The following is a 21,861-nucleotide window of genomic DNA, read 5'->3' as shown; positions in this document are numbered from 1 at the left end:
TTTTTTGCGTAAAATTTTACGTGGAGGAGAACAATACGAGAGAATGAAAAAATATTGCAAGATATCACACCCTTTGCGCCTCTGCTATTACATAGCAGGTTGGGCAATGGTTATCTTAGGTATTATCGGTGTGGTCTTACCTATTATGCCGACTGTGCCTTTTTTGTTGGTTGCCTCATGGTGTTTTACGCGTTCTTCTCCACGTTTTCATCAGTGGTTGAATAATCATCGTATTTTTGGTCCTCCTCTTAAAAAATGGGAAGACAGAAGAGCTATTTCTCCATTTGTTAAAATTTTTGCAGTGATGAGTATGACAGGGGGAGGATTATCTTTTTTCGTGATGGTACACCCTCCTTTATGGATTTCTTTACTCGTTGCCGTTATATTATTGTTGATTGCTATTTATATCGTAACCCGTCCATCTTCATAATGACATAAAAGACTTTATGAGATGCTTTTTTAGCTTTGACTTATTTGTTAAGATAATAAGGGAAACTTTTCCCTCAAATTTTAGATATAACCTCTCCATATTCAAAATGCATATGAAATAAGGAACTTTTTAAAAGTAATTAGTCAATGATCTATTTGTGAAATAAGTTTCATGAGCAAAGAAAATTATGAACAAAGCCCTTAAAAGGCATAAAAAGTTTCTTTGTCAACAATGATAAATCATATTCATGAAGAGATTTTATTTTTTAAAGCATGCTCACGCGAATCTCTATATACATCTCCGGTTTAAAACGCATTGATATTATATCTTTTTTCTAACAAAATCTTTTGTCTGTTTTCATATATCTTAATGAGAACATCGTATTCTTGTGATGATATGTGCGTAAATAAATTTTCTGACTTTGCATAAAGCTGATTCGAAATAAAAATATTATCGCATTCTCTGTTTTTTATGAGCTTCAAGAATTCTCACTCAACATGCATAATGATAGTATCCTGTTATGCCGTAAAATACCTTTATCTATAACAATAATATAAAACATATAAGCTTCCTTAGCTAAACTTCCTTGGTACATTAAGTTTTCTTAAGTGCATCGTGCATATTTTTAAGCTTTGCTCATCGAGCCTTATGTCAATAAACTGACTGTGTGGGAAGATAAGTGGAATCTGTTCAACGAGAAGCCGAACTATTTACAGCCCCCGTAAGGGTTAAGAATCTCCGTCCTCAGGGTGAGGAAAAGGTTAACCTTATAAACAATATGATGCGTTAATATATCCGTTTAAAGAGCTGAAAACTACATCTTGATAGGTCTAGCAATGCGCTTTTTATTACCAAAAAAATTGAGATAACGTTGTACTTCTTTTGAATTACCGATCGTCTTCTCAGGATTATCTGAAAGTTTTACGGCTGGTCGACCATTGGCATGGGTCACCTTACAAACAAGGGAAAGAGCATCAAGGGTTGCTATTTCTTGAGGGGCACAGCCTGTAAAGTCATTGGTAAGATCTGTGCCCCATCCAAAACTCATGCGCACTTTCCCATGGAAATGATGATAGGTTTTTTCAATCGTATCGACATCAAGTGCATCAGAAAAAATTAAAAGTTTTTCACGTGGATCTTTTCCTTTTTCTTTCCACCACCGAATAATACGCTCTCCACCTTCAATAGGAGGGGCACTATCCGGTCTAAAGCCCGTCCAATCTGCTACCCAATCTGGGGCATCACATAAAAATGCTTCTGTACCAAAAGTATCAGGTAAAACAATGAGAAGATTTCCACCATAATAGCGATTCCAATCTTGCAAAACTTGATACGGAGCTCTGCGTAATTCATCATCACTGTTGCTAAGAGCTGCAATGACCATAGGCAATTCATGCGCATTAGTTCCAAGAGCCTCTAAATCGGTATCCATGGCGAGAAGAACATTAGAAGTTCCCGTAAAAGAACTCCCAATGCCTTCTTTTAATGCTTCAACACACCAGCGCTGCCATAAAAAAGAATGGCGCCGCCTTGTCCCAAAGTCGGATATTTTAATATCAGGCAATTTTTTAAGGCGTTCAACTTTACGCCACATCTTTGCTTTAGCCCGTGCATAAAGTACATCAAGAGCAAAACGATCCAGTTTTTTCATAGCAGCACGTGAACGTAATTCACTGACAATAGCAAGAGCTGGAATTTCCCACATAGAGCTATGAGCCCACGGACCATGAAAATGAAGAATATATTGGCTATCTTTACGGGTTAGTTCATATTCTGGTAATTGAAAATTCTCAAGCCACTGAAGAAAATCCGGTTCAAAAATTTGTTTACGTCCATAAAATGTATTACCAGCAAGCCAGATCATTTCTTTTTTCGTAAAGCGCAAACTAAGAGCATGATCAAGTTGGGCACGCAATTCACCCTCATCAATATCATCGGCAAGACGTATTGTTTTAGAGCGATTTATGAGGGAAAAAGTAACATTGACAGTAGGATAAAGCCCCCAAATCATCTGTACCATAAGAAGCTTATAAAAATCCGTATCAAGAAGTGAACGAATAATGGGATCAAGTTTCCAAGTATGATCGTAAACACGCCTTGCGATGTCTGGATGATTCATAATCCTCTTTCTTTCCGTTTTATAGAATTTAAAGTTATTGCGCTCCAATAAGATCCATATAGGAATGAGAGAAACTATAACAACTCTAAGATTTTGAGCAAGAATAAAAAAGCCTTTTAGCTTTTCTGTTTTGAGGATTTAAGTGTGCATATGATTTCATGTTTTCCGGTTTTTTCCAACTTTATCCCTGTTTGAACATGAGCATATTCTTTTCCATTAACTCTGAGTGTATTTTCAGATCCCCATTTCACTTTAATGGTATAAATAGCTTCATAAAATTTCATTTTTGCTTCATATTCGGGCCAGAAGGAAGGCAAGTGTGGATGTAAAAACAATCGATCTCCTTGACGATGAATGCCAAGAATCGCTTGTGTTGCAGCACGATAAAACCACCCAGCTGATCCTGTATACCATGTCCAACCACCTTGACCACACCGTGGTTCAACAGCATAAATATCTGCCGCCATCACATAAGGTTCAACACGATAGGTTTCAGGATTTTGTCCATGATTAATAGGGTTAATCGCGGAAAATAAACGATAAGCTTGATCGCTTTCATCTATTTGTGCAAGCGCTAAAATACTCCAAATAGCGCCATGGGTATATTGCCCCCCATTTTCTCGAGTGCCTGGAGGATAACCTTTTATATAACCAGGTTCGAGAGTTGTTTGATCAAAAGGAGGCCAGAAAAGACGTAGAAGTTTTCCTTGTTTATCATAGAGATGTTCAAGCATTGAGTCCATAGCTTGTTTTTGACGTTCAAGCGGTGCCATTTGAGAAATAACAGCCCAAGATTGGGCAATGGTATCAATTTGGCATTCATCATTGTTTTTAGAACCAAGAGGTGTTCCATCATCAAAATAACCACGTCGATACCAAGCGCCATCCCAACCGTTTTCTTCTAGGGATTTTTTCAAGCGTTCAAGGTGCGTACTCCATATTTGCATATGGCTGTTGTCACCACGTTTTTGGGCCAAAGGAATAAATGCTTGTAGTGTGTACCCAAGAAACCATCCTAACCAAATGCTTTCGCCTTTTCCTTGGAAACCTACCAGATTCATGCCATCATTCCAATCACCACCTAAAATAAGAGGAAGTCCGTGGGGGCCACAGCGTTTAATGGCAAGGTCTAAAGCTAAAACACAATGTTCATAAACTGTTGCGACCTTTGAGGATTGGGTAGGTTGAAAATAAGCATCCTGTTGCCCACTTTTGAGAACATCACCTTCAATAAAAGGTATGAGCGTATCAAGAAAAGCGTCATCGCCCATGGTATTGACATAAAGAGCTGTTGCATAGGCAAGCCAAACGATATCATCAGAAATATGTGTGCGAACACCAGCATTTGTATCAGGCAACCACCAATGTTGCACATCCCCTTCAAGAAATTGGTGCGCTGCAGCATTTAACAATTGTTCATGGGCTAATTGTGGTTTCAGCAATAACAAAGACAAACTATCTTGTAACTGGTCACGGAAACCAAATGCTCCACTTGCTTGATAAAAGGCAGCGCGCGCCATAATGCGGCATGCATAAATTTGATAGGGAAGCCAATGGTTGACCATAATATCGAAAGAGGGGTCCGATGTTTTTACTTGGAGTGGGGAAACAAAATCACTCCAATATTGTTTTTGTTTTTTAAGCAAAGTTTCAAAATCACTTGCACGGGCTTGATTGAGTAATTTTTCAGCTTCTTTTCTATTTTCAGCACTGCCAAGATAAAAAATGATTTCTTTTGTTTGTCCTGGAAGAAGCTCAATATCATAAGCAAATGCTGAACAAGGATCACATCCTGCTTCAATGGTATTGGAAAGTGCTCTGGCTTTACGGAGCGCATTTGGATGTGTTACGCTTCCCGTTGCACCGATAAATTCGCTGCGATTGGTTGTGGTGCTGGTTGGCATTTTAGATGCTGATAAAAATGTGACTTGTTGAGATTTTTCACTATGATAAGGATTTTTAATGAAATGTGCCCCTCTTTTAGCCTCATAAGAGGGAACAATAAAGGGAGCATATTTTGTACGGGCATTTCCCAAAACCCATTCAACATAATTATAAAGGCGTAAACTGCGTGGTTTTTCCCCTTCATTCGTGAGGATAAGGCGTGAAAAGCGAATAGGTTTCTCTATGTCGAGTGTATGAGTCAGTTCTAATGCGATTTCTGAATGTGTCGATTTAAAAGTTGAGAATCCAAAACCATGACAAGCCTCATAAAAAACATTTTCATCACATTCTACAGCAGAAACAGGTGAAAAACGTTTTAAAGACTGGCGATCAACCAGATAAAGTGCTTCGCCTGGCCGGTTAGACGTTGGATCATTCGCCCAAGGGGTTAATTGATAATCGCGACTATTGTGAGCCCAAGTAAAAATTGTACCTTCAGCAGAAACATGAAAACCAAATCCATGATGAGCAATGACGTTAATCCAAGGATGTGGTGTTGTAGTACGCCCATGAAGACGTATGACATAATGATTATGCTGATTAAAACCACCATAACCATTCCAATATTTTAGATCTTCTCCATTAAGGGGGGGAGACGATGGTTTTTGTTGGCTTGCAAGACCAATGGAAGCAAAAAGATTTTGTTCAGTTTGTGTTGTAACTTGCCTGCCTGTGTTATATTGGGGGGAGTCTAATTGATCGTGAAATCCTTGATAATTTTTACGAATTGAGAAATCAAAATTATTCTCATCAAGTCGTTTAAGCTGTTCAGATAAAGAGCCGTTTTGAGCATCAAGAATAATGCGAGCTGATGCAAGAAGCGTTTTAAAACTTTGTTCATTTATTTGATCACGCCGAAGTGTAAAAATATGTTGGCGTTCATCTGTTTCTTGCGTGTGATGTCGATAAGATTCGCATACCCATTCAAGAGCGCGTTGTGTATTTTGTATATAGGAAAATGCTTGTTCATTGAGAATGACCAAATCAACAATGAGTCCGCGCGTACGCCAATATTCATGTGCTTTAAGGAGTTCACGCAATACAGTTATATTTCCCTCGTTATTTAATCTAAGAAGACAGATCGGATTGTCTCCTGAGATGGACATGGGCCAAAGATCAGACTGTTTTCCAAGCGTTTTTGCTAATATTTCAGAAGGAAGACGCCATGTTCGATCAAGATAGATAAGTGGCGTTGCATATTTTTGATAGACAATAGCTTCTTTAAGCTGGGTCCCACTCTGATACAGTGCAACTTGTGAACGTGTCCATGCCATTGAAAGTTCTTTTTGAAACATTTCGGGTTGTCGATAATGTTTTATATGATTATGTAGCGCATCTTTTGTATGAGCAGCAAAAGTCCAAAAAATAAGTTCTACTTTTCCTTGGGCTGGAATTTTTATACGACATCGCAATGACATAATAGGATCAAGAACACAACCTTGACTGTTACTCAAACGAGCATTTCGGTCAAATGCAGCAGGCCGATGAATGGATCGCCCCCGACCAATAAACAGAGAGCGATCTGTTTCAGCTTCTGTCTTTTGGAGAGTATCTGTTGTACTGGAGACAAAATGAGCAATATAAACTTCAGGATCGTTAGGTGAGCGTTTGCGCCTTTTGGCAAAAATTGTTTTGCCTTCCTCAGTAATTTCTGTCTCTATAAACATTCGTGAAAAAACAGGATGAGCTTGGTCCATATCCATTGTTGCGAGCGCGAGTTCACCATACGAGGTAACTTCAATAAGACAGTCTTTGTTTGTTGTATTCATCAGCTGAATACGTCTACCTTCACCGCATCCTTCAGATGCAATAAGGCATTCAAGTGTTGATTTTATCCCATCAACCATTTTTGTATATTCAGCCTTTTCATCCGTAAAAATGCTGACAGCTTCTTCTTCAATAACGCGTGTTGGTTCACTGGTCACAGACCACCACCGTCCACTATAAGTATCGCGTAGGAAGAATAAAATCCCTTGTTGATCTTCTGTTGCATCAGGAATAAAACGCGTAATCGCATAATCGTGCCAACGGCTATAGCCAGAACCATTTGCTGTTAACATGATAGAATAAGAGCCATTAGACAAAAGCAAAGTTTCCCGTGGTTTAAGCAGCGGGTTTGTAATAATGCGCAAAGGAGCGGCATCCAATGCTTGAGATTTATTGCGCATACGCTTAATAGCTTTGGTGTGAATAATAGGAATAAGATGGGGAGCGCGCTCTTGTAAAAGCAATTGCATTACTTCAATAACGGGATCACGATGAAAACGATCACGCATTCGCCCCTGAAAAATAACATTGTTAAGAGCAAGGATAGACATACCATGATGGTGCGCATAATAATTGCGTACAATGGCGTATTTTTCCCCTGTTTTTACGCGTGAAGGGGTAAAATCAACAGAGTCATAATAACCGTATGTTCCTAAAGCTCCAAGATCACGGAGTCTTTTTAAATTGGCAACAGCGTAAGAAGGAGCATATTGTGCCGCTAGAAGGCTGGCATAGGGAGCAACGACAGCATTGCGAGAAAGACCACGTTGGAGTCCAAGGCTTGGAACACCAAAATGAGCATATTGGTAATTCATTAAATGATCGCGCGCGTTAAATGCGGCCTCTGAAATACCCCATGGCAATCCCCGTGTATGAGCATATTGTATTTGGCAACGAATAATCAATCTATTTGTTTGATCCAAGAGAGATCCTAAAGGTTCATACATTACAAGAGAGGGCATAAGATATTCAAACATGGAACCAGACCATGATAAAAGTGCACCTTTCCAACCTATGGGGATGAGAAGTCGACTAAGATGAAACCAATGTTTAAGTTTTATATCCCCTTTTGCGATGGCAAAAAAGCTTGCAAGACGCGCCTCTGAAGCAAGTAGATCATAACAATTTTCATCGAGTTTGTTTTCTTGAACACGATATCCTATCGATAAGAGATGCCGTTTAGGCTGTTCTAAAAAATCAAATTGCATATCAAAGGCGATTTGCCGTGCTGCTGTAGCCAACTTGTTTAGTTTCTTGCATAACTTTTCAGTGTCACCATGAGCCGTTGCATCATGATGATAAGCGTCGCAGGTTTCGATAAGGCATTTAACCCAAGAAAGTGCATGAGCCGATTCTGTCGTTTGAATTTTTTGGTCGAGTTCATCGACTAAATGTACAATATCGTGGGCTGCACGTGAAAGATCCCTAATGTGAGAAGGGATCGTATTTTCTTGTTCTACAAAAGTACAAACAGAGTGATGAAAACGAGCGATCTTTTCTTCGATTTTTCGGCGTAAGGGACGTAAACTTGGTTGATGATCTGGAATTTCTTTAATCGTTTCTTCGAGAATAGCAAGAACATCCGATAAGCCTTCTCGATCACTTTGAAAAAGAAGAGGCGGTTTTTCAGCCCATTCCCTTAAAGCAGAAGAGAGCGTGATCAAATGACCAGCAAGATTTCCTGAATCAACGGTTGATACATAAGTGGGTAAAAGAGGTCTGAGTGTATCGGTTTCATACCAATTATAGAAATGACCACGGAATTTTTCCATTTTTTTAAGAGAGCGTAATGTACATTCAATACGGGTGATTGTCTCTTCAAAACCAATCCAGCCAAAATCACGTGCAGCAATAATAGAAAGAAGATAAACCCCTATATTCGTAGGAGATGTACGCTGAGCAACAAGAGGTTCAGGATCTTCTTGAAAATTATCTGGGGGCAAGTAGTTGTTTTGTACATTAACAAAGGTTGCATAATAAAGCCACGTCCGCCGTGCAATAGAGCGGAGAATTTGTTCATCTTTTAAAGAAAGATCAAGGCTATCTTGAAATGTTGAAGGTCGACTCACAAGCCAAGCAATGAAAGGTGAAAAAAACCATGCTATCCCAAAAGGCAAAGCAATAAAGCTTGCAAAACTATCAAAAAAAAGAGGGAGTGTTAGAGCAAGAGCACCAATAAGCGATGCTGGTACCATCGTAAGCACATAGGAACGCAAACTATTGGACATTGATTTTGTTGTAACAAAAGTTTTCCATTCAAGAAGATGCTGTTTTGAAATCATCATACGATAGAGTGTACGAAAAATCGCATCGGTCATAAAATATGCCGAATAAGCAAGAAACGTCACTTTAAGAAATATACCAGCGCTTGTAAGAGCAGTTTTATTCCAAATTAATTGAAAATGTCCATGCAAAGAATGATCTATATTGGACGGAATAAGCGTTTTTAATACACATAAAATGGGTGCAATGAAAGCGCTAAGCAGCAAAAATATCTGCCAAATGATTGCACTCTTTAATGGCAAGAGAGCCCATCCTGCAAATGCTGCGATTAACCACATCAATGGAGTGAGAGAACGACGCAAATTATCCTGCATTTTCCAACGCGTCACGAAGCTTATTTGACGAGGTAAAAAAAGATAGGGCAAAAGTTGCCAATCACCGCGAATCCAGCGATGATAACGCATAACATCAATATTATAAGCCGTTGGGTAGTCCTCAATGACTGCTACGCTACTTACCAAAGAAGTGCGGGCATATCCTCCTTCTAAAAGATCATGACTGAGAACCGTATTTTCTTTCACTTTGCCATTCAGGGCTTGTTCAAATGCATCAATATTATAAAGACCTTTACCGATAAAACTACCTTCTCCTAAAAGATCTTGATAAGTATCAGAAACAGCAAAAACATAAGGATCAATACCACGGTTGGTAGAAAAAACCCTTTGGAAAATTGATGTTTTTTTTCCTGTTGTCAGAGAAGGAATAATACGTGGTTGCAAAATGCTATAGCCTTTGACAACTTTTCCACTTTGCGGATCAAAAATAGGGTGATTGAGCGGATGGTTAAGCTTTCCAACAAGTTTTGTGACGCACTCAGGAGTAAGACGTGTATCGGCATCCAGCGTCATAACAAAACGGCAATCCATAGGAAGGTGTGGATTGGTGGGGTAAAAGCTTGTGTTTTTATCGCCTCTTAAAAGCCGATTGAGTTCATGAAGTTTTCCCCGCTTTCGTTCCCATCCCATCCAACATTTTTCGCCACTATTATAAAGACGTCGGCGATGTAAAAGGAAAAAAACAGGAAGCTCATCACGATGATAACGACTATTGAGTTTATCAATGCTTTTTTGCGCATAGTGCAACAAATCAAGATCATCTTGTGTCTGCTCGAAGGAGGAATCAACCCAATCTGTAATGAGCGCAAAATGAATGGCACCTTTAGGATTGGAAAGATAGTGTACTTCAAGATTATGCACTTGCGCATCAATATCATCGCGTGATGTTATCAAAGTAGGCACAACGACCATTGTACGTGCGTGTCTTGGAATACCTTCTTTATATTCATAACCAATAAGCTGTCTTGATGGAACAAACCACGAAATAACCGTATTGAATAAAGCATAAGCCGCATCCATAGCAGGGAAAAGCGCCAATACAGTAAAACAAAGAGACATCCATGATGTCATGCTAGATATTTGTAAAAGGATGTAAACTGCAAGCAAAAGAGCAAGTGTTAGAAAAGAAACAGGAATGGCAATGACTCTCAGTTTTAAGCAATAAAAAGTGCGTGCCCATTTTATGAGAGAAGGCGGCGTATACCCACAAGCCTTTTCAAAGGCGTCACGACCATCATCGACAAGATACCATCCAATAGAAGAATAATGAGGACTATCTTCAAGGGTGGTATTGGCCATTTCTAAAGCTTTATGGGAAATTTCTAGCTCGCTAAGAGGTGAAAAACGTGCAATTTTTTCAATGACCTGTCGATAAACACTGCGTGAATGAGAATCAATTTCAGAAAAATCACTATTTTTACGCAAAATAGCATCAACACAACTGACCGTTTCAAACCATACAGTCCAATCAACATCATCTATAGCTTTAAGAGCACGGATAATATTGCCCATGGTCACACCATCTGCGGCTTGTCGAGTGTGTTCATCGGCTGTTGCACTTTCTAAGCTACTGCCATGACTTTCCAATTGCTTTTCAAGCCAAGTTAATAGTACCGTTGAATCAACAGATGCACTGCGTAAGCGATAGAATAAATGCGCCGAAAAAGTTGGGTCGGCAGTAAATGATTTGTACTGTGTAAAAAGAGAGTTTAGATTTGTTTGATTGTCTACAAGAGAAATTTTATCCGCTACTTGATTAGCAAGATTGCGCATATGCCGCGCTTTTTCGATACGCACTGAAAGACGACGAACATTTTCAATGAGCAGCATTTGCATAACAGAAGGAAGAGCCCACAATTCACCAATTGTAAGCGCACAAATTTCTTGAAACCCATTGATCATAGCTGTGAATGTTTCTTGTGAGAAGCTGCTATCGGTATGCGCAATATAAAGCCAAGTTAAAGTAAAAATTCGTGGCATTCCTGCTTTTTGTGTAGAAAGAGGAAGTTGCTTTATGAAGGATTTTGGAAGGCTACGACGTAGTTGTTGTATGGTTTTATCAATGGTGTAATGATTATCAATGAGCCATTGAGCAGACGGTGCAATCGTTTCATCATTTTGAGCAGCAAAATAACTGGTATGAAAGGCATGAAGGATAAGTTTAGCATTTTCATTCAATCTCTTGCGAAAATCTTCTACTCCTTCATATTCAGGAAGTAATATTTCTTTGCCAGAAGCTATATCATGCCCTAAGTTATAAAGGTCTTCCTGTACTTTATGCATTGCACGAAGAGGAAAGTCCGTATTAATAAGATGATCTTTTTCCTTTTTTTGAGAAAAAAAGTACTTTATGAAAGGTATTGTGCACGCCATAACGTCCCATTGTTATTCAATTACATCGTTTTTTGTTTAAATTGTAAGCATTTTATCTAAATAGTGAACCGTTGATAGATAAAAAACAAACTTTTTGTTTTTATTTGCAAACATTTATAATAATTTTTAATGCAATAATTAAAAATTAAGAAAAGAATTTCTTTAGAAAATAAAAAGGTCACTCCTAAAATGAGTGACCTTAATAACACCGTCAATTTTAATGATTGATGATTAATCTTGTTCTTGTTTTTTCAAAGCTGCACCGAGAATATCGCCAAGAGAAGCCCCTGAGTCTCTTGAACCATATTGGGCAACAGCTTCTTTTTCCTCAGCAATTTCTAATGCTTTGATCGATACTGAAATTTTACGTGTTTTTTTATCAAATGCTGTGATGCGCGCATCAACCTTTTGCCCAATTGCAAAACGCTCAGGCCGTTGTTCATCACGATCACGCGCTAAGTCAGCACGCCGAATAGCTGTCTCAAGATTGTGGTCAATCAATTTCACATCAATGTCATTGTCGTTAACAGCAATCACTTCACAGGTTACAACAGCACCTTTTCGCAATTCGCCAGAAGCGGCCGCTTCTCCAACTTTATCGCTGGAAAGTTGCTTAATTCCAAGAGAAATACGCTCTTTTTCAATGTCAACATCCAAAACCACGGCTTTAACGATATCGCCTTTATTGTATGTATCAATGACTTGTTCACCAGGACGGTTCCAATCAAGATCAGAGAGATGAACCATACCATCAACATCGCCTTCAAGCCCAATAAACAGACCAAATTCTGTTTTATTTTTAACCTCTCCCTCAATTTGTGAATTGACAGGAAATTTATTGGCAAAAGCTTCCCATGGATTTTCAAATGTTTGCTTTAAGCCAAGAGAAATACGCCGTTTAGAAGGATCAATTTCAAGAACAACCACTTCTACTTCTTGTGATGTAGATAGAATTTTTCCAGGATGAACATTTTTCTTTGTCCAGCTCATTTCAGAAACATGGATCAATCCTTCAATTCCTGGTTCAATTTCAACAAAACCACCGTAATCGGTAATATTGGTAACAGCACCCGTAATTTTTTTACCAATTGGATAGCGGACACTGATGCTTTCCCAAGGATCACTTTCAAGCTGTTTCATTCCAAGAGAAATACGGTGTGTATCTTGATTGATACGAATAATCTGAACTTTAATCGTTTGACCAATTGTGAGCACTTCAGATGGATGATTAACACGCCGCCATGCCATATCTGTAACGTGTAAGAGACCATCAATCCCACCAAGATCAACAAAAGCACCATAATCTGTGATATTTTTCACCACACCTTCAACGATTTGGTTTTCTTCAAGATTTTGTACGATTTCTGAACGTTGCTCAGCGCGGCTTTCTTCTAAGACAGTACGACGTGAGACCACAATATTGCCACGACGACGATCCATCTTCAAAATTTCAAAGGATTGTGCATTATGCATGAGAGGTGAAACATCACGAATGGGACGAATATCAACTTGGCTGCGCGGCAAGAAAGCAACAGCACCATCAAGATCAACTGTAAAACCACCTTTTACTTGGCTAAAGATAACGCCCTCAACGCGTGCACCAGCATTGAATTTTTCCTCTAAACGGACCCAACTTTCCTCACGCCGTGCTTTTTCACGCGATAAAACAGCTTCACCCATCGCATTTTCAATGCGTTCAATATAAACCTCAACTTCATCGCCAACTTGCAAAGAACCATCTTTTGCTTTAGCTCCAAATTCTTTGAGAGGAATACGTCCTTCGACTTTAAGTCCAGCATCAATAATGGCCATGTCTTTTTCGATTGCAATAACACGACCTTTAACAACAGATCCTTCATTAAGATCATTGGTTTGAAAAGATTCTGTTAAAAGGGCTTCAAAATCCGCTGTTGTGGGATTGTATTGTGACATAAGAACTCCTAATATATACCTTATTCTATAAGGTATGAGCGCTAGGTTAGTGTTAACATGGGCAACCACCCGCCTTTTTCCTTGAATATAAGGAACAAAAGTTAGCGCTAGGCTGGAAGTTACCTTAACGAATTTATCCAATTATATGCATTTTTATGCGTGGATCAATAAAACTACATGCAATTGCAAATGTTGCTTCTATACTCAATTCTGACGTATCAAGCAAGTGGGCGTTTTTTGCTGGTTTTAGGGGGCTTTGTTTGCGCGTTATATCGCGACTGTCTCGCTGTTCAAGATCGCTAAGGATTTCATGATAATTTGCTTGCCTCCCCGTTTTTAAGATCTCTTGGTAGCGACGTTTGGCACGTGTTTGAACATTGGCTAGAACATAAAACTTGATATCGGCATCAGGACAAACGATAGTGCCAATATCTCGTCCATCGAGCACGCTTCCAGGTAAAGTTTTGGCAAAACTACGTTGTTTTTCGACAAGAATTTTGCGTATAGCAGGATTAAGTGCTATTTTTGAAGCCGCTTCACCAAGTTCATGAGAAGAAAGAAGAGTAAGATTTAAGGTATTAAAATCAAGTTCTTGAGCATAAGTGATAGCATTTTTTTCATCATCAAGAGCTAAATTGTGTTGTAAAAGCGCATGAGCAACACCTCGATAAGTAAGCCCTGTATCCAGATGATGAAGATGATAATGTGCCGCAATTTTGCGGGCTAAGGTTCCTTTGCCTGATGCTGCAGGTCCATCAATGGCAATAACAAAAGGCTTCAAACGATTTTTCCCCCAAGTTGTTTTATAAAAGGTATAAATTCTGGAAAGCTCGTAGCAATCATTCTTTTATCATCAATGGTAACAGGTTTTTCTGATACAAGCCCAAAGATGAGAAAGCACATAGCAATGCGATGATCAAGATGTGTGGTAACATGTCCACCACCCAAATCTTTGGCAGAACCTTTCCCATAAACAACAAGAAAATCTTGACCTTCTTCACACTCTACACAATTAATCTTCAATCCTTGGGCAACAGCAGACAGTCGATCTGATTCTTTAACACGCAATTCCTCAATTCCTAGCATAACTGTTTTACCTTCTGCAAAGGCTGCTGCGACCGCCAAAGCAGGGTATTCATCAATCATCGATGGAGCACGTTCTTTAGGCACAGTAACACCTTTCAGGATCGATGACTTTATCCGTAAATCAGCTACATCCTCTCCACCTGTTTGGCGTTGATTCAAAAATTCAATGTGAGCGCCCATTTCCCACAATGTTTCAATAAACCCTATTCGAGAATTGTTTATTAGAACATTTTCAATGGTGATATCAGAATCTTCTACAAGAAGAGCTGCGATAATTGGAAAAGCAGCAGAAGAAGGATCACCTGGAATATGAATCGTTTGTCCAGTCAGATGGGGTTGACCATAAAGATGAATTAAACGCGCACCTTCTTTATCTCTTTCTATTTCAAGTTTAGCCCCGAAAGCTTTTAACATTTTTTCCGTATGATCGCGTGTTAGAACCGGTTCAATAACCGTTGTAATGCCGGCGGTATTGAGTCCAGCAAGTAGAACCGCTGATTTAACTTGAGAGGAAGCTATTGGAACACGGTAGCGAATCGGATTAGCCATTTTGGGGCCATAAAGCGTTAAAGGAAGATGACCGCCGTGTGTTGCCTCAATTTCCACCCCCATAAGACGTAAGGGATCAAGGATACGTCCCATAGGACGTTTAGAGAGAGACGCATCACCAACAAAAGTTGTTTTCATATGATAAGGGCCAACCATGCCCATAACCAAACGAGCACCTGTTCCAGCATTCCCAAAGTCTAAAGGTTCTTGTGCGGCTAAAAGGCAACCATTTCCTGTTCCTCGTACAATCCAGAAATCATCTTTCTTAATCATACAAGCACCCATAGCTTGCATAGCAGCAGCTGTATTGAGTACATCAGCACTTTCAAGTAATCCATGGATATATGTTTCTCCATTTGCTAACCCTCCCAATATAAGAGAGCGATGAGAGATTGATTTATCTCCTGGTATTCGAATTTTTCCAGAGAGACTACTCGATTTATAGGCAGTTATAGGGATTGCTTTTTGCATGGAAATTCTATTTAATTTTATCTAACTTTTATGAAATTATGCTTCCTTTAGCACATGCTTTAAAGGACGTCATGAAAAAATCTACGTGGAACAGTGTATTTATCTTTGACAAAGGTATTATTTTTCGATTAAGCACCATAAAATTTATCTTTTAATGGAATGTAGTTAATCAAAGAGGCACGGTTTATGGCAAAACAAGAACTTGGAACAAAACGTGTTGATCCAGAAACAGGAAAAAAGTTTTACGATCTAAATCGCGATCCGATTGTGTCACCCTATACAGGAATTTCTTATCCGCGTTCTTATTTTGAGGTTGCGGCAGCTGAAGCAAATAATGAAGAAGAAGTGGATACCGAAGAGCTTGATACAGCGCTTGAAAAATCTGCTTTTATGCTTCTTGAAGAGGATGATGACGGTTCTAAAGATGACGATCTTCCTGATTTGGAAGATGGTGATGTCGATCTTGGTGATGACGATGATACGTTTTTATCTCACGACGATGACGATGAAGATGATGATGTTACTGATATTCTCGGAGGCGGCGTTTCTAATGATGACGATGCTTAAAAGAAGGCATCTTTTCCGTTGAATGTAAATTCTTCTTGATCTTCAATTTTTCTCGTTTTAAAAAAGTTGAAATTATAGACTGTCCTTTTGGGGAAAATTTGTTTTTATAGGGGCTATAGCTCAGCTGGGAGAGCGCTTGCATGGCATGCAAGAGGTCAGCGGTTCGATCCCGCTTAGCTCCACCAAAGGAACAAACTATTCAATCAAGAAATCAGTTTATAGCGGAGAATGTGTGACCAATTTAAAAAGGTTATGTGTTCTGTAACTATAAATCTATTCATGCACGCTTCTTTCAGCACTATAATAGATTTCTAATTGTTTGTTGGATTGTCAAATTTTACTGTCATAGTAATGAAACGTAAGTGACGTCTTTTATGCTTTGTACAGAAATAAAAAGTGCACTGTTTAGCCTACGCAATTATTTTAAAAAACAAAATCTTAGCTCCCCCCGCTACAAAATTTCTGTAAAATCATAATATGCTGATTATCGATATTTTTTTAAAAGGCGCGTGCTACTTAAATAAAGACTTGGGAACAGGATATATTTCTCAATTATTGCGAATCAGAACTTTTTTCGAGTGTTTTTAGTCGTATTAAATGTTCTAAAAATTTTAAAAATTTATCTCTAGTATTTCAACCAGAGTTAAATGCTAGCGTCCAATGGAAGATAGTATCCATTGTAATTTTTTTGAATAGATATAAATTCTTTGAACAAAGAGGATAAAAATATCGAGAATATTTTCAAATATATTGTGTATTGCAAAAGCTTTCTGCCGTTTGAGTTTATTTAAAAAAAATAACAATTTATTTCATTGGACAATCGGAAGAACGACTCTGTCTTATCACATTATGAGAAACTTTGCTCCCAAATCAGTTTTATCCCACCAATTCCCTAGTTGAAACTTTTAGAATTCTTCTTAACGCCATCCACATCTCTTTAATTGTTGTTCATAGAGCCTAGACATCCTTGCCATGCGCTGTGCTGCCTGTGAAAGCGAAGCACTGACATGCCCGCCACTACGTGCATAAGCACCATGCCCCATATGATAATTTAAATAAAGGCTATAGGCATCATCAAACCTTACCCCATTGCGTTGAACACTTTGGCGATGATACCAAGCAACAAAATCAGCAGCATCTGCAAAATTCGTACGCCATGCAAAAGATTTTCCTGTAGAGCGAAGATACATTGCCCACGTACTATCAAGTGCTTGAGAATAACCATAAGCTGTCGACCGACGCTTCCATGGAATAAAACCAAGTAGTTTTTTGCGTGGAGGACGTGCATTATGACGAAAGCTCGATTCCATATTAATGGTTGCAAGAATAATCGGCATAGGAATTCCATAGCGCATTTCTGCTCTTTGAGACGCCCTACCCCAATTATCAAAAAAACCATTTTTTTGTGCTAAAATAGCGCAAGCATTGTTTGTATGGATGGGAGCGGTTGTTGCACAGCCCCCTAGCAGAAACACCAGTGCCCCTAAAAACAAAAGGTGTCGCATATTCCCTATCCCTCTCGTTTAAGAAATAAAACAAGATAAAGATACTAAAAAATTATTACCAATCAATAAAGAACACGATTTTAATCTTAACTTGTGATCATTAAGAATCTTGCTTCACTTTATTCTTCATCAACCAAACGCAATGTTTGCGACTGAGCCGGTGTTGTTATTTTTGCTGGTTCAGAGTAATTTTCTTTTAATTCGACTGTTTCAATGCGATTTGCTCGTTTCATAATTTTTGAGGACGATATTAAAATTCCCTCTATATCTTCACCTGCTTTGTGAAAATGTTTCTGTAGTGCGCGAACACGCGCATCCATTCGTCCAAAGTCTGCCATCAATTTTGCCACTTCTGATTGAATTAAATGCGCTTGTTCACGCATCCGCGCATCTTTCATAATAGTTTGTACAACTTGAACAGAAAGCATCAACAAAGACGGTGAAACAATAATGACATGGGCTCTATTGGCTTTTTGTACCAATGGCTCAAAGTCCTCATAAATTGTTGCAAAAATCGATTCCGATGGTACAAAAAGAAAAGCGGTGTCATGGGTTTCTCCAGGAATTAAGTATTTTTGCGCAATATCATGGATATGAACTTCCATATTGGTGCGAAATTGGCGTTCTGCCTCTTGACGTTCTTGAGCTGTTGTTGCTTTACGCATGCTATTCCAAGATTCCAGAGGAAATTTAGCATCTACAACAAGAGAAGGTGCTTTATTTGGCATGTGAATGAGACAATCTGGCCGCTTTCCATTTGAAAGAGCAGCCTGAAAAGCATAAGCATTTGCTGGTAAGGCATCAGCAATAATTGCTTCCATCCGCCCCTGACCAAAAGTACCTCGTGTCTGCTTATTGCTTAAAATGGATTGCAATTGCACAACTTGTCCCGTAAGCGATTGAATATTATTTTGTGCTGCATCAATGACGGCTAAACGCTCTTGCAAACGATTCAAATTCTCATAAGTGGATTTGGTCTGTACCTGAAGTGTTTGACCTATATTGGCTGTCATGCCATTGAGTTGCTCACTGAGTGACTTATTCAATTCAGCCTGTCTTTGACCAAAAATTTCAGCCATCGTTTGCATGCGCCCTTGCATTTCAGCTTGTGTCTTCAGCAAAGTAGCCATCTGAATTTGTGCCTCACGCGTGCGTTCAGCAATCTCATTTTCCAAAAGTGCTTTTTTTCGATGAGAATGTATCAGCATAAAAAATGCCAAACAGACAAGTATAAATAAAAGCAACAGCATTAGTTTGGAAAAAAGCTCACCAGCGAGTATAGAAAAAAACGAATCAAACATAAACAGTAATATAAAGCTCTTATCGTAAAAAAGCGCAAGAATCCGTTATTCAATATTGACCAATAACAAACCATTGATTAATCTCTTCTCCATGCCAATGAGATCTTTAGTTACTTTACCAGATCCGATTTTACGGGAAATATCCAAACCTGTTGAACAGGTCGATACTGCTCTCCAAAAGCTTGCGGATGATATGTTGGAAACCATGTATCATGCTAAAGGCATTGGTCTTGCTGCTATTCAAATTGGAATACCGCTGCGCATGTTGGTTATAGATGTCTCTGGTAATTGCGAAGATGAGCAGAAAAAACCACTTGTTATTATCAACCCTGAGATTTTATGGCTTTCAGATGAGCGCAATATTTATAAAGAAGGTTGTCTTTCTATTCCTGACTATTTTGCGGAAGTTGAACGCCCTAAACGCCTGCGTATTCGCTATCAGAACCGTGAAGGACAACAAAAAGAAATTGAAGCAGATGATCTGTTGGCAACTTGCTTGCAGCATGAAATTGATCATTTAGATGGCCGTCTGTTTATCGATCATATTTCAAAAATCAAACGTGATATGGTGATACGAAAATTTAAAAAACGCGCAAAAGAAAAAATGACGCAGGAAGCAGTTTTGTAATGGCATTACGGTTGAGTTTTATGGGAACACCAGATTTTTCTGTTCCCATTTTACATGCTTTATTGAATGCTGGTCATGATGTTGTTGCCGTTTATAGCCAACCTCCGCGTCCAGCAGGACGTCGGGGGCTTAAACTTATTCCCTCGCCTGTGCAAAATGCAGCAGAAGAAAAATCTATTCCTACCTTTACACCCCAAACACTCAAAACAGCCGAACAACAAGCCCAATTTGCAGCACTTTGTGTTGATGCTGCTATTGTCGTGGCTTATGGACTCCTGTTACCCAAAGCTATTCTTGAAACACCGCGTTTTGGTTGTTTTAATATCCACGCCTCACTCTTACCACGGTGGCGGGGTGCTGCGCCTATCCAGAGAGCAATTATGGCTGGTGATAAGGAAACAGGGATAATGATCATGAAAATGGACGAAGGACTTGATACAGGATCTATCGCTCTCTCACGCTCCATTCCCATCACTGATAGCACCACTACTTCTGAGCTTTCAAACAAACTTTCACATATTGGTGCAAAACTTATGATAGAAGCTCTATCAAATCTAGAAAAAGGACAACTCAAACTGACCCCACAATCAGAAGAAGGTATAACCTATGCTGCCAAAATAAAAAAAGAAGAAACCCGCATTGATTGGACAAAGCCAGCAGAGTTTATTCATAGGCATATCCGTGCGCTTTCTCCCTCTCCTGGTTGCTGGTGCAATATGAATATCAGTGGACGAGAAGAACGCATAAAAATTCTTGATAGTCGCTTAGCAACCGGAACTTCTCTTGAAATTGGCCGAATAGAACCAAATTCTTTGATTATCCATTGCGGACAAGGACGGATAGAAATAACTTCTCTCCAAAGATCTGGCGGTAAAATTCTTGATAGCGCAACCTTTTTGCGAGGTGCTCATATTTCTACTGTTTTTTAAAATGTCACGCTTTAAACTCACTCTTGAATATGATGGTTCAAATTATGCTGGTTGGCAACGTCAAGTAGCGCTTCACACGATACAAGGAGCTCTTGAGCAGGTAATTTTTCGCTTTAGCGGACAACAATTAACCATTACAACAGCGGGTCGAACGGATGCAGGAGTGCATGCTACGGGACAAGTTGCCCATGTTGATTTCATAAAAAACTGGCCTTCCCATACTGTACGGGATGCGCTCAATGCTCTTTTACGTCAACAGGGGGAAGCAATTTCAATCTTAAATGTAGAAAATGTTCCTGATGACTTTGATGCACGATTTTCCGCTATAAAACGTCATTATCTTTTTAAAATTCTCAATCGTCGCTCGCCACCAGCTTTAAATGCTAAACGCGTGTGGTGGTTGCCAAAACCTCTTAATGTTGAAACTATGCATGAAGCGGCTCAAAAGCTTGTAGGACAACATGATTTTACAACTTTCCGTTCAGCACATTGCCAAGCCAAAAGCCCTATTCGGACCCTTGAACGCCTCGATGTTCAAAGAGAAGGAGAAGAAATCTTTATCTATGCGAAAGCCCGCTCTTTTCTTCATCATCAAATCCGTTCATTCGCAGGAAGCCTCATGGAAGTGGGTATTGGACGTTGGACAGCTCACGATCTTGAAGCAGCTCTTCATGCTAAAGATCGTAAACGTTGTGGTGTTGTTGCTCCCCCTTCAGGACTTTATTTGACTAAAGTAGAATATTAACTGTCTCATAAAAATGACTTTTTCAAAAGCAATTAAGGCAGTTTATAAAAAGAACGAATTTCTTTGAAAGCTTCTGCTGCTGTATTGACAAATTTTACCAAATTAACATCACTAGGAGAGATTGTACCTTGCGAAGCTAAATATTCAAAATTGATAGCATTGTTCCAAAATTCTTTGCCAAACAATAAAATTGGTACCTGCTTCATACGTCCTGTTTGTATTAAAGTTAACGTCTCAAACAACTCATCCAGAGTCCCAAATCCTCCAGGAAAAATAGCTAATGCTTTCGCGCGTAGTAAAAAATGCATTTTTCGCATCCCCAAATAGTGAAAATTGAAACACAAATGCGGAGATACATATGAATTAGGCTCCTGTTCATGGGGTAAAATAATATTCAAGCCAATCGTTGGAGCTCCCACATCACAAGCGCCACGATTGCCTGCTTCCATGATCCCTGGTCCGCCTCCTGTGACAACCACAAATTCACGGTATTGTGTTTTTTCCGAATAGAGAGAGCACAAACGTGCAAATTCTCTCGCTTCATCGTAATAATGTGACATAGCGCACAAATTTTTCTTTTGTGTTTCATTTTTTGCGGCCCACGCTGCTTGCCTAGGTTCAGGAATACGTGCACCACCAAACAAAACCACTGTTGATTGAATATCATATTCTTGAAGAGTTATTTCAGGCTTTAAAAATTCAAGACCAATACGCTGTGAGCGCAGCTCTGGACGCATCATAAAATCTTGATCGATATAAGCTAAACGATAAGTTGGCGAACGCATTTGTGCTGAATTAGAGACTTTATGGATCTGTTGTAGAGCTTCCTTCGTATGAAGAAGTGGTGTCCAATTTTCTCGTTCTTCTTTTCTTTTTTCCTTACAGCCTTTTTTCATG

At 39.2% G+C, this 21,861-nt stretch carries 13 protein-coding genes and 1 tRNA gene; 6 read left to right on the top strand and 8 right to left on the bottom strand.

All coding sequences use genetic code 11. The features are described 5' to 3' along the window. The first annotated feature begins 43 nt into the window (after positions 1-43). Positions 44-430 carry a YbaN family protein gene (locus CER18_RS00625; protein ID WP_100128182.1) on the top strand — a complete coding sequence of 129 codons (387 nt, stop codon included), beginning with the start codon at positions 44-46 and terminating at the stop codon, positions 428-430. 814 nt (positions 431-1,244) lie between these two features. Here the strand turns inward: CER18_RS00625 and pncB are convergent. The 5 genes from pncB to aroA form a co-directional block, all read right to left on the bottom strand. Beyond that, entirely contained in the window at positions 1,245-2,549 is a 1,305-nt protein-coding gene (pncB, locus tag CER18_RS00620; RefSeq protein ID WP_100128181.1) for a nicotinate phosphoribosyltransferase, read from the bottom strand. A gap of 116 nt (positions 2,550-2,665) precedes the next feature. Further along, positions 2,666-11,251, bottom strand: a complete 8,586-nt coding sequence (locus tag CER18_RS00615; protein WP_100128180.1) for a GH36-type glycosyl hydrolase domain-containing protein — start codon at positions 11,249-11,251, stop codon at positions 2,666-2,668. A gap of 231 nt (positions 11,252-11,482) precedes the next feature. Beyond that, on the bottom strand, positions 11,483-13,183 hold the full coding sequence (gene rpsA / locus CER18_RS00610) for a 30S ribosomal protein S1 (RefSeq protein ID WP_100128179.1): 1,701 nt from the start codon (positions 13,181-13,183) through the stop codon (positions 11,483-11,485). A 133-nt stretch (positions 13,184-13,316) separates the two neighbouring features. Continuing rightward, positions 13,317-13,964 (bottom strand): (d)CMP kinase, encoded by a 648-nt coding sequence (cmk, locus tag CER18_RS00605; RefSeq protein WP_100128178.1) that lies wholly within the window; start codon positions 13,962-13,964, stop codon positions 13,317-13,319. Further along, the gene (gene aroA / locus CER18_RS00600; RefSeq protein ID WP_100128177.1) at positions 13,961-15,289 is read right to left on the bottom strand and encodes a 3-phosphoshikimate 1-carboxyvinyltransferase; all 1,329 of its coding nucleotides are present in this window, start codon (positions 15,287-15,289) and stop codon (positions 13,961-13,963) included. Before aroA ends, cmk begins: the two co-directional genes overlap by 4 nt. Positions 15,290-15,475: 186 nt before the next feature. Here aroA and CER18_RS00595 point away from each other — a divergent pair, with 186 nt between their 5' ends. Both CER18_RS00595 and CER18_RS00590 read left to right on the top strand, forming a co-directional pair. Next, positions 15,476-15,856 (top strand): TIGR02300 family protein, encoded by a 381-nt coding sequence (locus CER18_RS00595; RefSeq protein ID WP_100128176.1) that lies wholly within the window; start codon positions 15,476-15,478, stop codon positions 15,854-15,856. A 109-nt stretch (positions 15,857-15,965) separates the two neighbouring features. Further along, positions 15,966-16,041: transfer RNA gene (locus CER18_RS00590), tRNA-Ala, on the top strand. A 732-nt stretch (positions 16,042-16,773) separates the two neighbouring features. On the opposite strand, the gene CER18_RS00585 is transcribed toward CER18_RS00590, so the two are convergent. Next, a complete protein-coding gene (locus CER18_RS00585) occupies positions 16,774-17,361 on the bottom strand; it encodes a hypothetical protein (RefSeq protein WP_100128175.1) in 588 nt (195 codons plus the stop codon). A gap of 119 nt (positions 17,362-17,480) precedes the next feature. Beyond that, positions 17,481-18,662, bottom strand: coding sequence for a DNA recombination protein RmuC (locus CER18_RS00580; protein WP_100128174.1), 1,182 nt, complete (start codon positions 18,660-18,662; stop codon positions 17,481-17,483). A 91-nt stretch (positions 18,663-18,753) separates the two neighbouring features. Here CER18_RS00580 and def point away from each other — a divergent pair, with 91 nt between their 5' ends. The 3 genes from def to truA are packed head-to-tail and all read left to right on the top strand — an operon-like array spanning position 18,754 to position 20,964. Continuing rightward, positions 18,754-19,290, top strand: coding sequence for a peptide deformylase (gene def / locus CER18_RS00575; protein WP_100128173.1), 537 nt, complete (start codon positions 18,754-18,756; stop codon positions 19,288-19,290). After that, on the top strand, positions 19,290-20,219 hold the full coding sequence (fmt, locus tag CER18_RS00570) for a methionyl-tRNA formyltransferase (RefSeq protein WP_100128172.1): 930 nt from the start codon (positions 19,290-19,292) through the stop codon (positions 20,217-20,219). The genes def and fmt overlap by 1 nt, the downstream gene beginning before the upstream one ends. Before the next feature lies 1 nt (position 20,220). Next, the gene (gene truA, locus CER18_RS00565) at positions 20,221-20,964 is read left to right on the top strand and encodes a tRNA pseudouridine(38-40) synthase TruA (protein ID WP_100128171.1); all 744 of its coding nucleotides are present in this window, start codon (positions 20,221-20,223) and stop codon (positions 20,962-20,964) included. Positions 20,965-20,996: 32 nt separating this feature from the next. On the opposite strand, the gene CER18_RS00560 is transcribed toward truA, so the two are convergent. After that, positions 20,997-21,860 (bottom strand): LOG family protein, encoded by an 864-nt coding sequence (locus CER18_RS00560; protein WP_100128170.1) that lies wholly within the window; start codon positions 21,858-21,860, stop codon positions 20,997-20,999. Position 21,861 lies beyond the last annotated feature (1 nt).

Origin of the sequence: Bartonella tribocorum (assembly GCF_002777915.1) — a bacterium.
Taxonomy (GTDB): domain Bacteria; phylum Pseudomonadota; class Alphaproteobacteria; order Rhizobiales; family Rhizobiaceae; genus Bartonella; species Bartonella tribocorum_A.
Note: the sequence above shows the minus strand (reverse complement) of the source record. Positions and strands in the feature narration are given on the sequence as shown.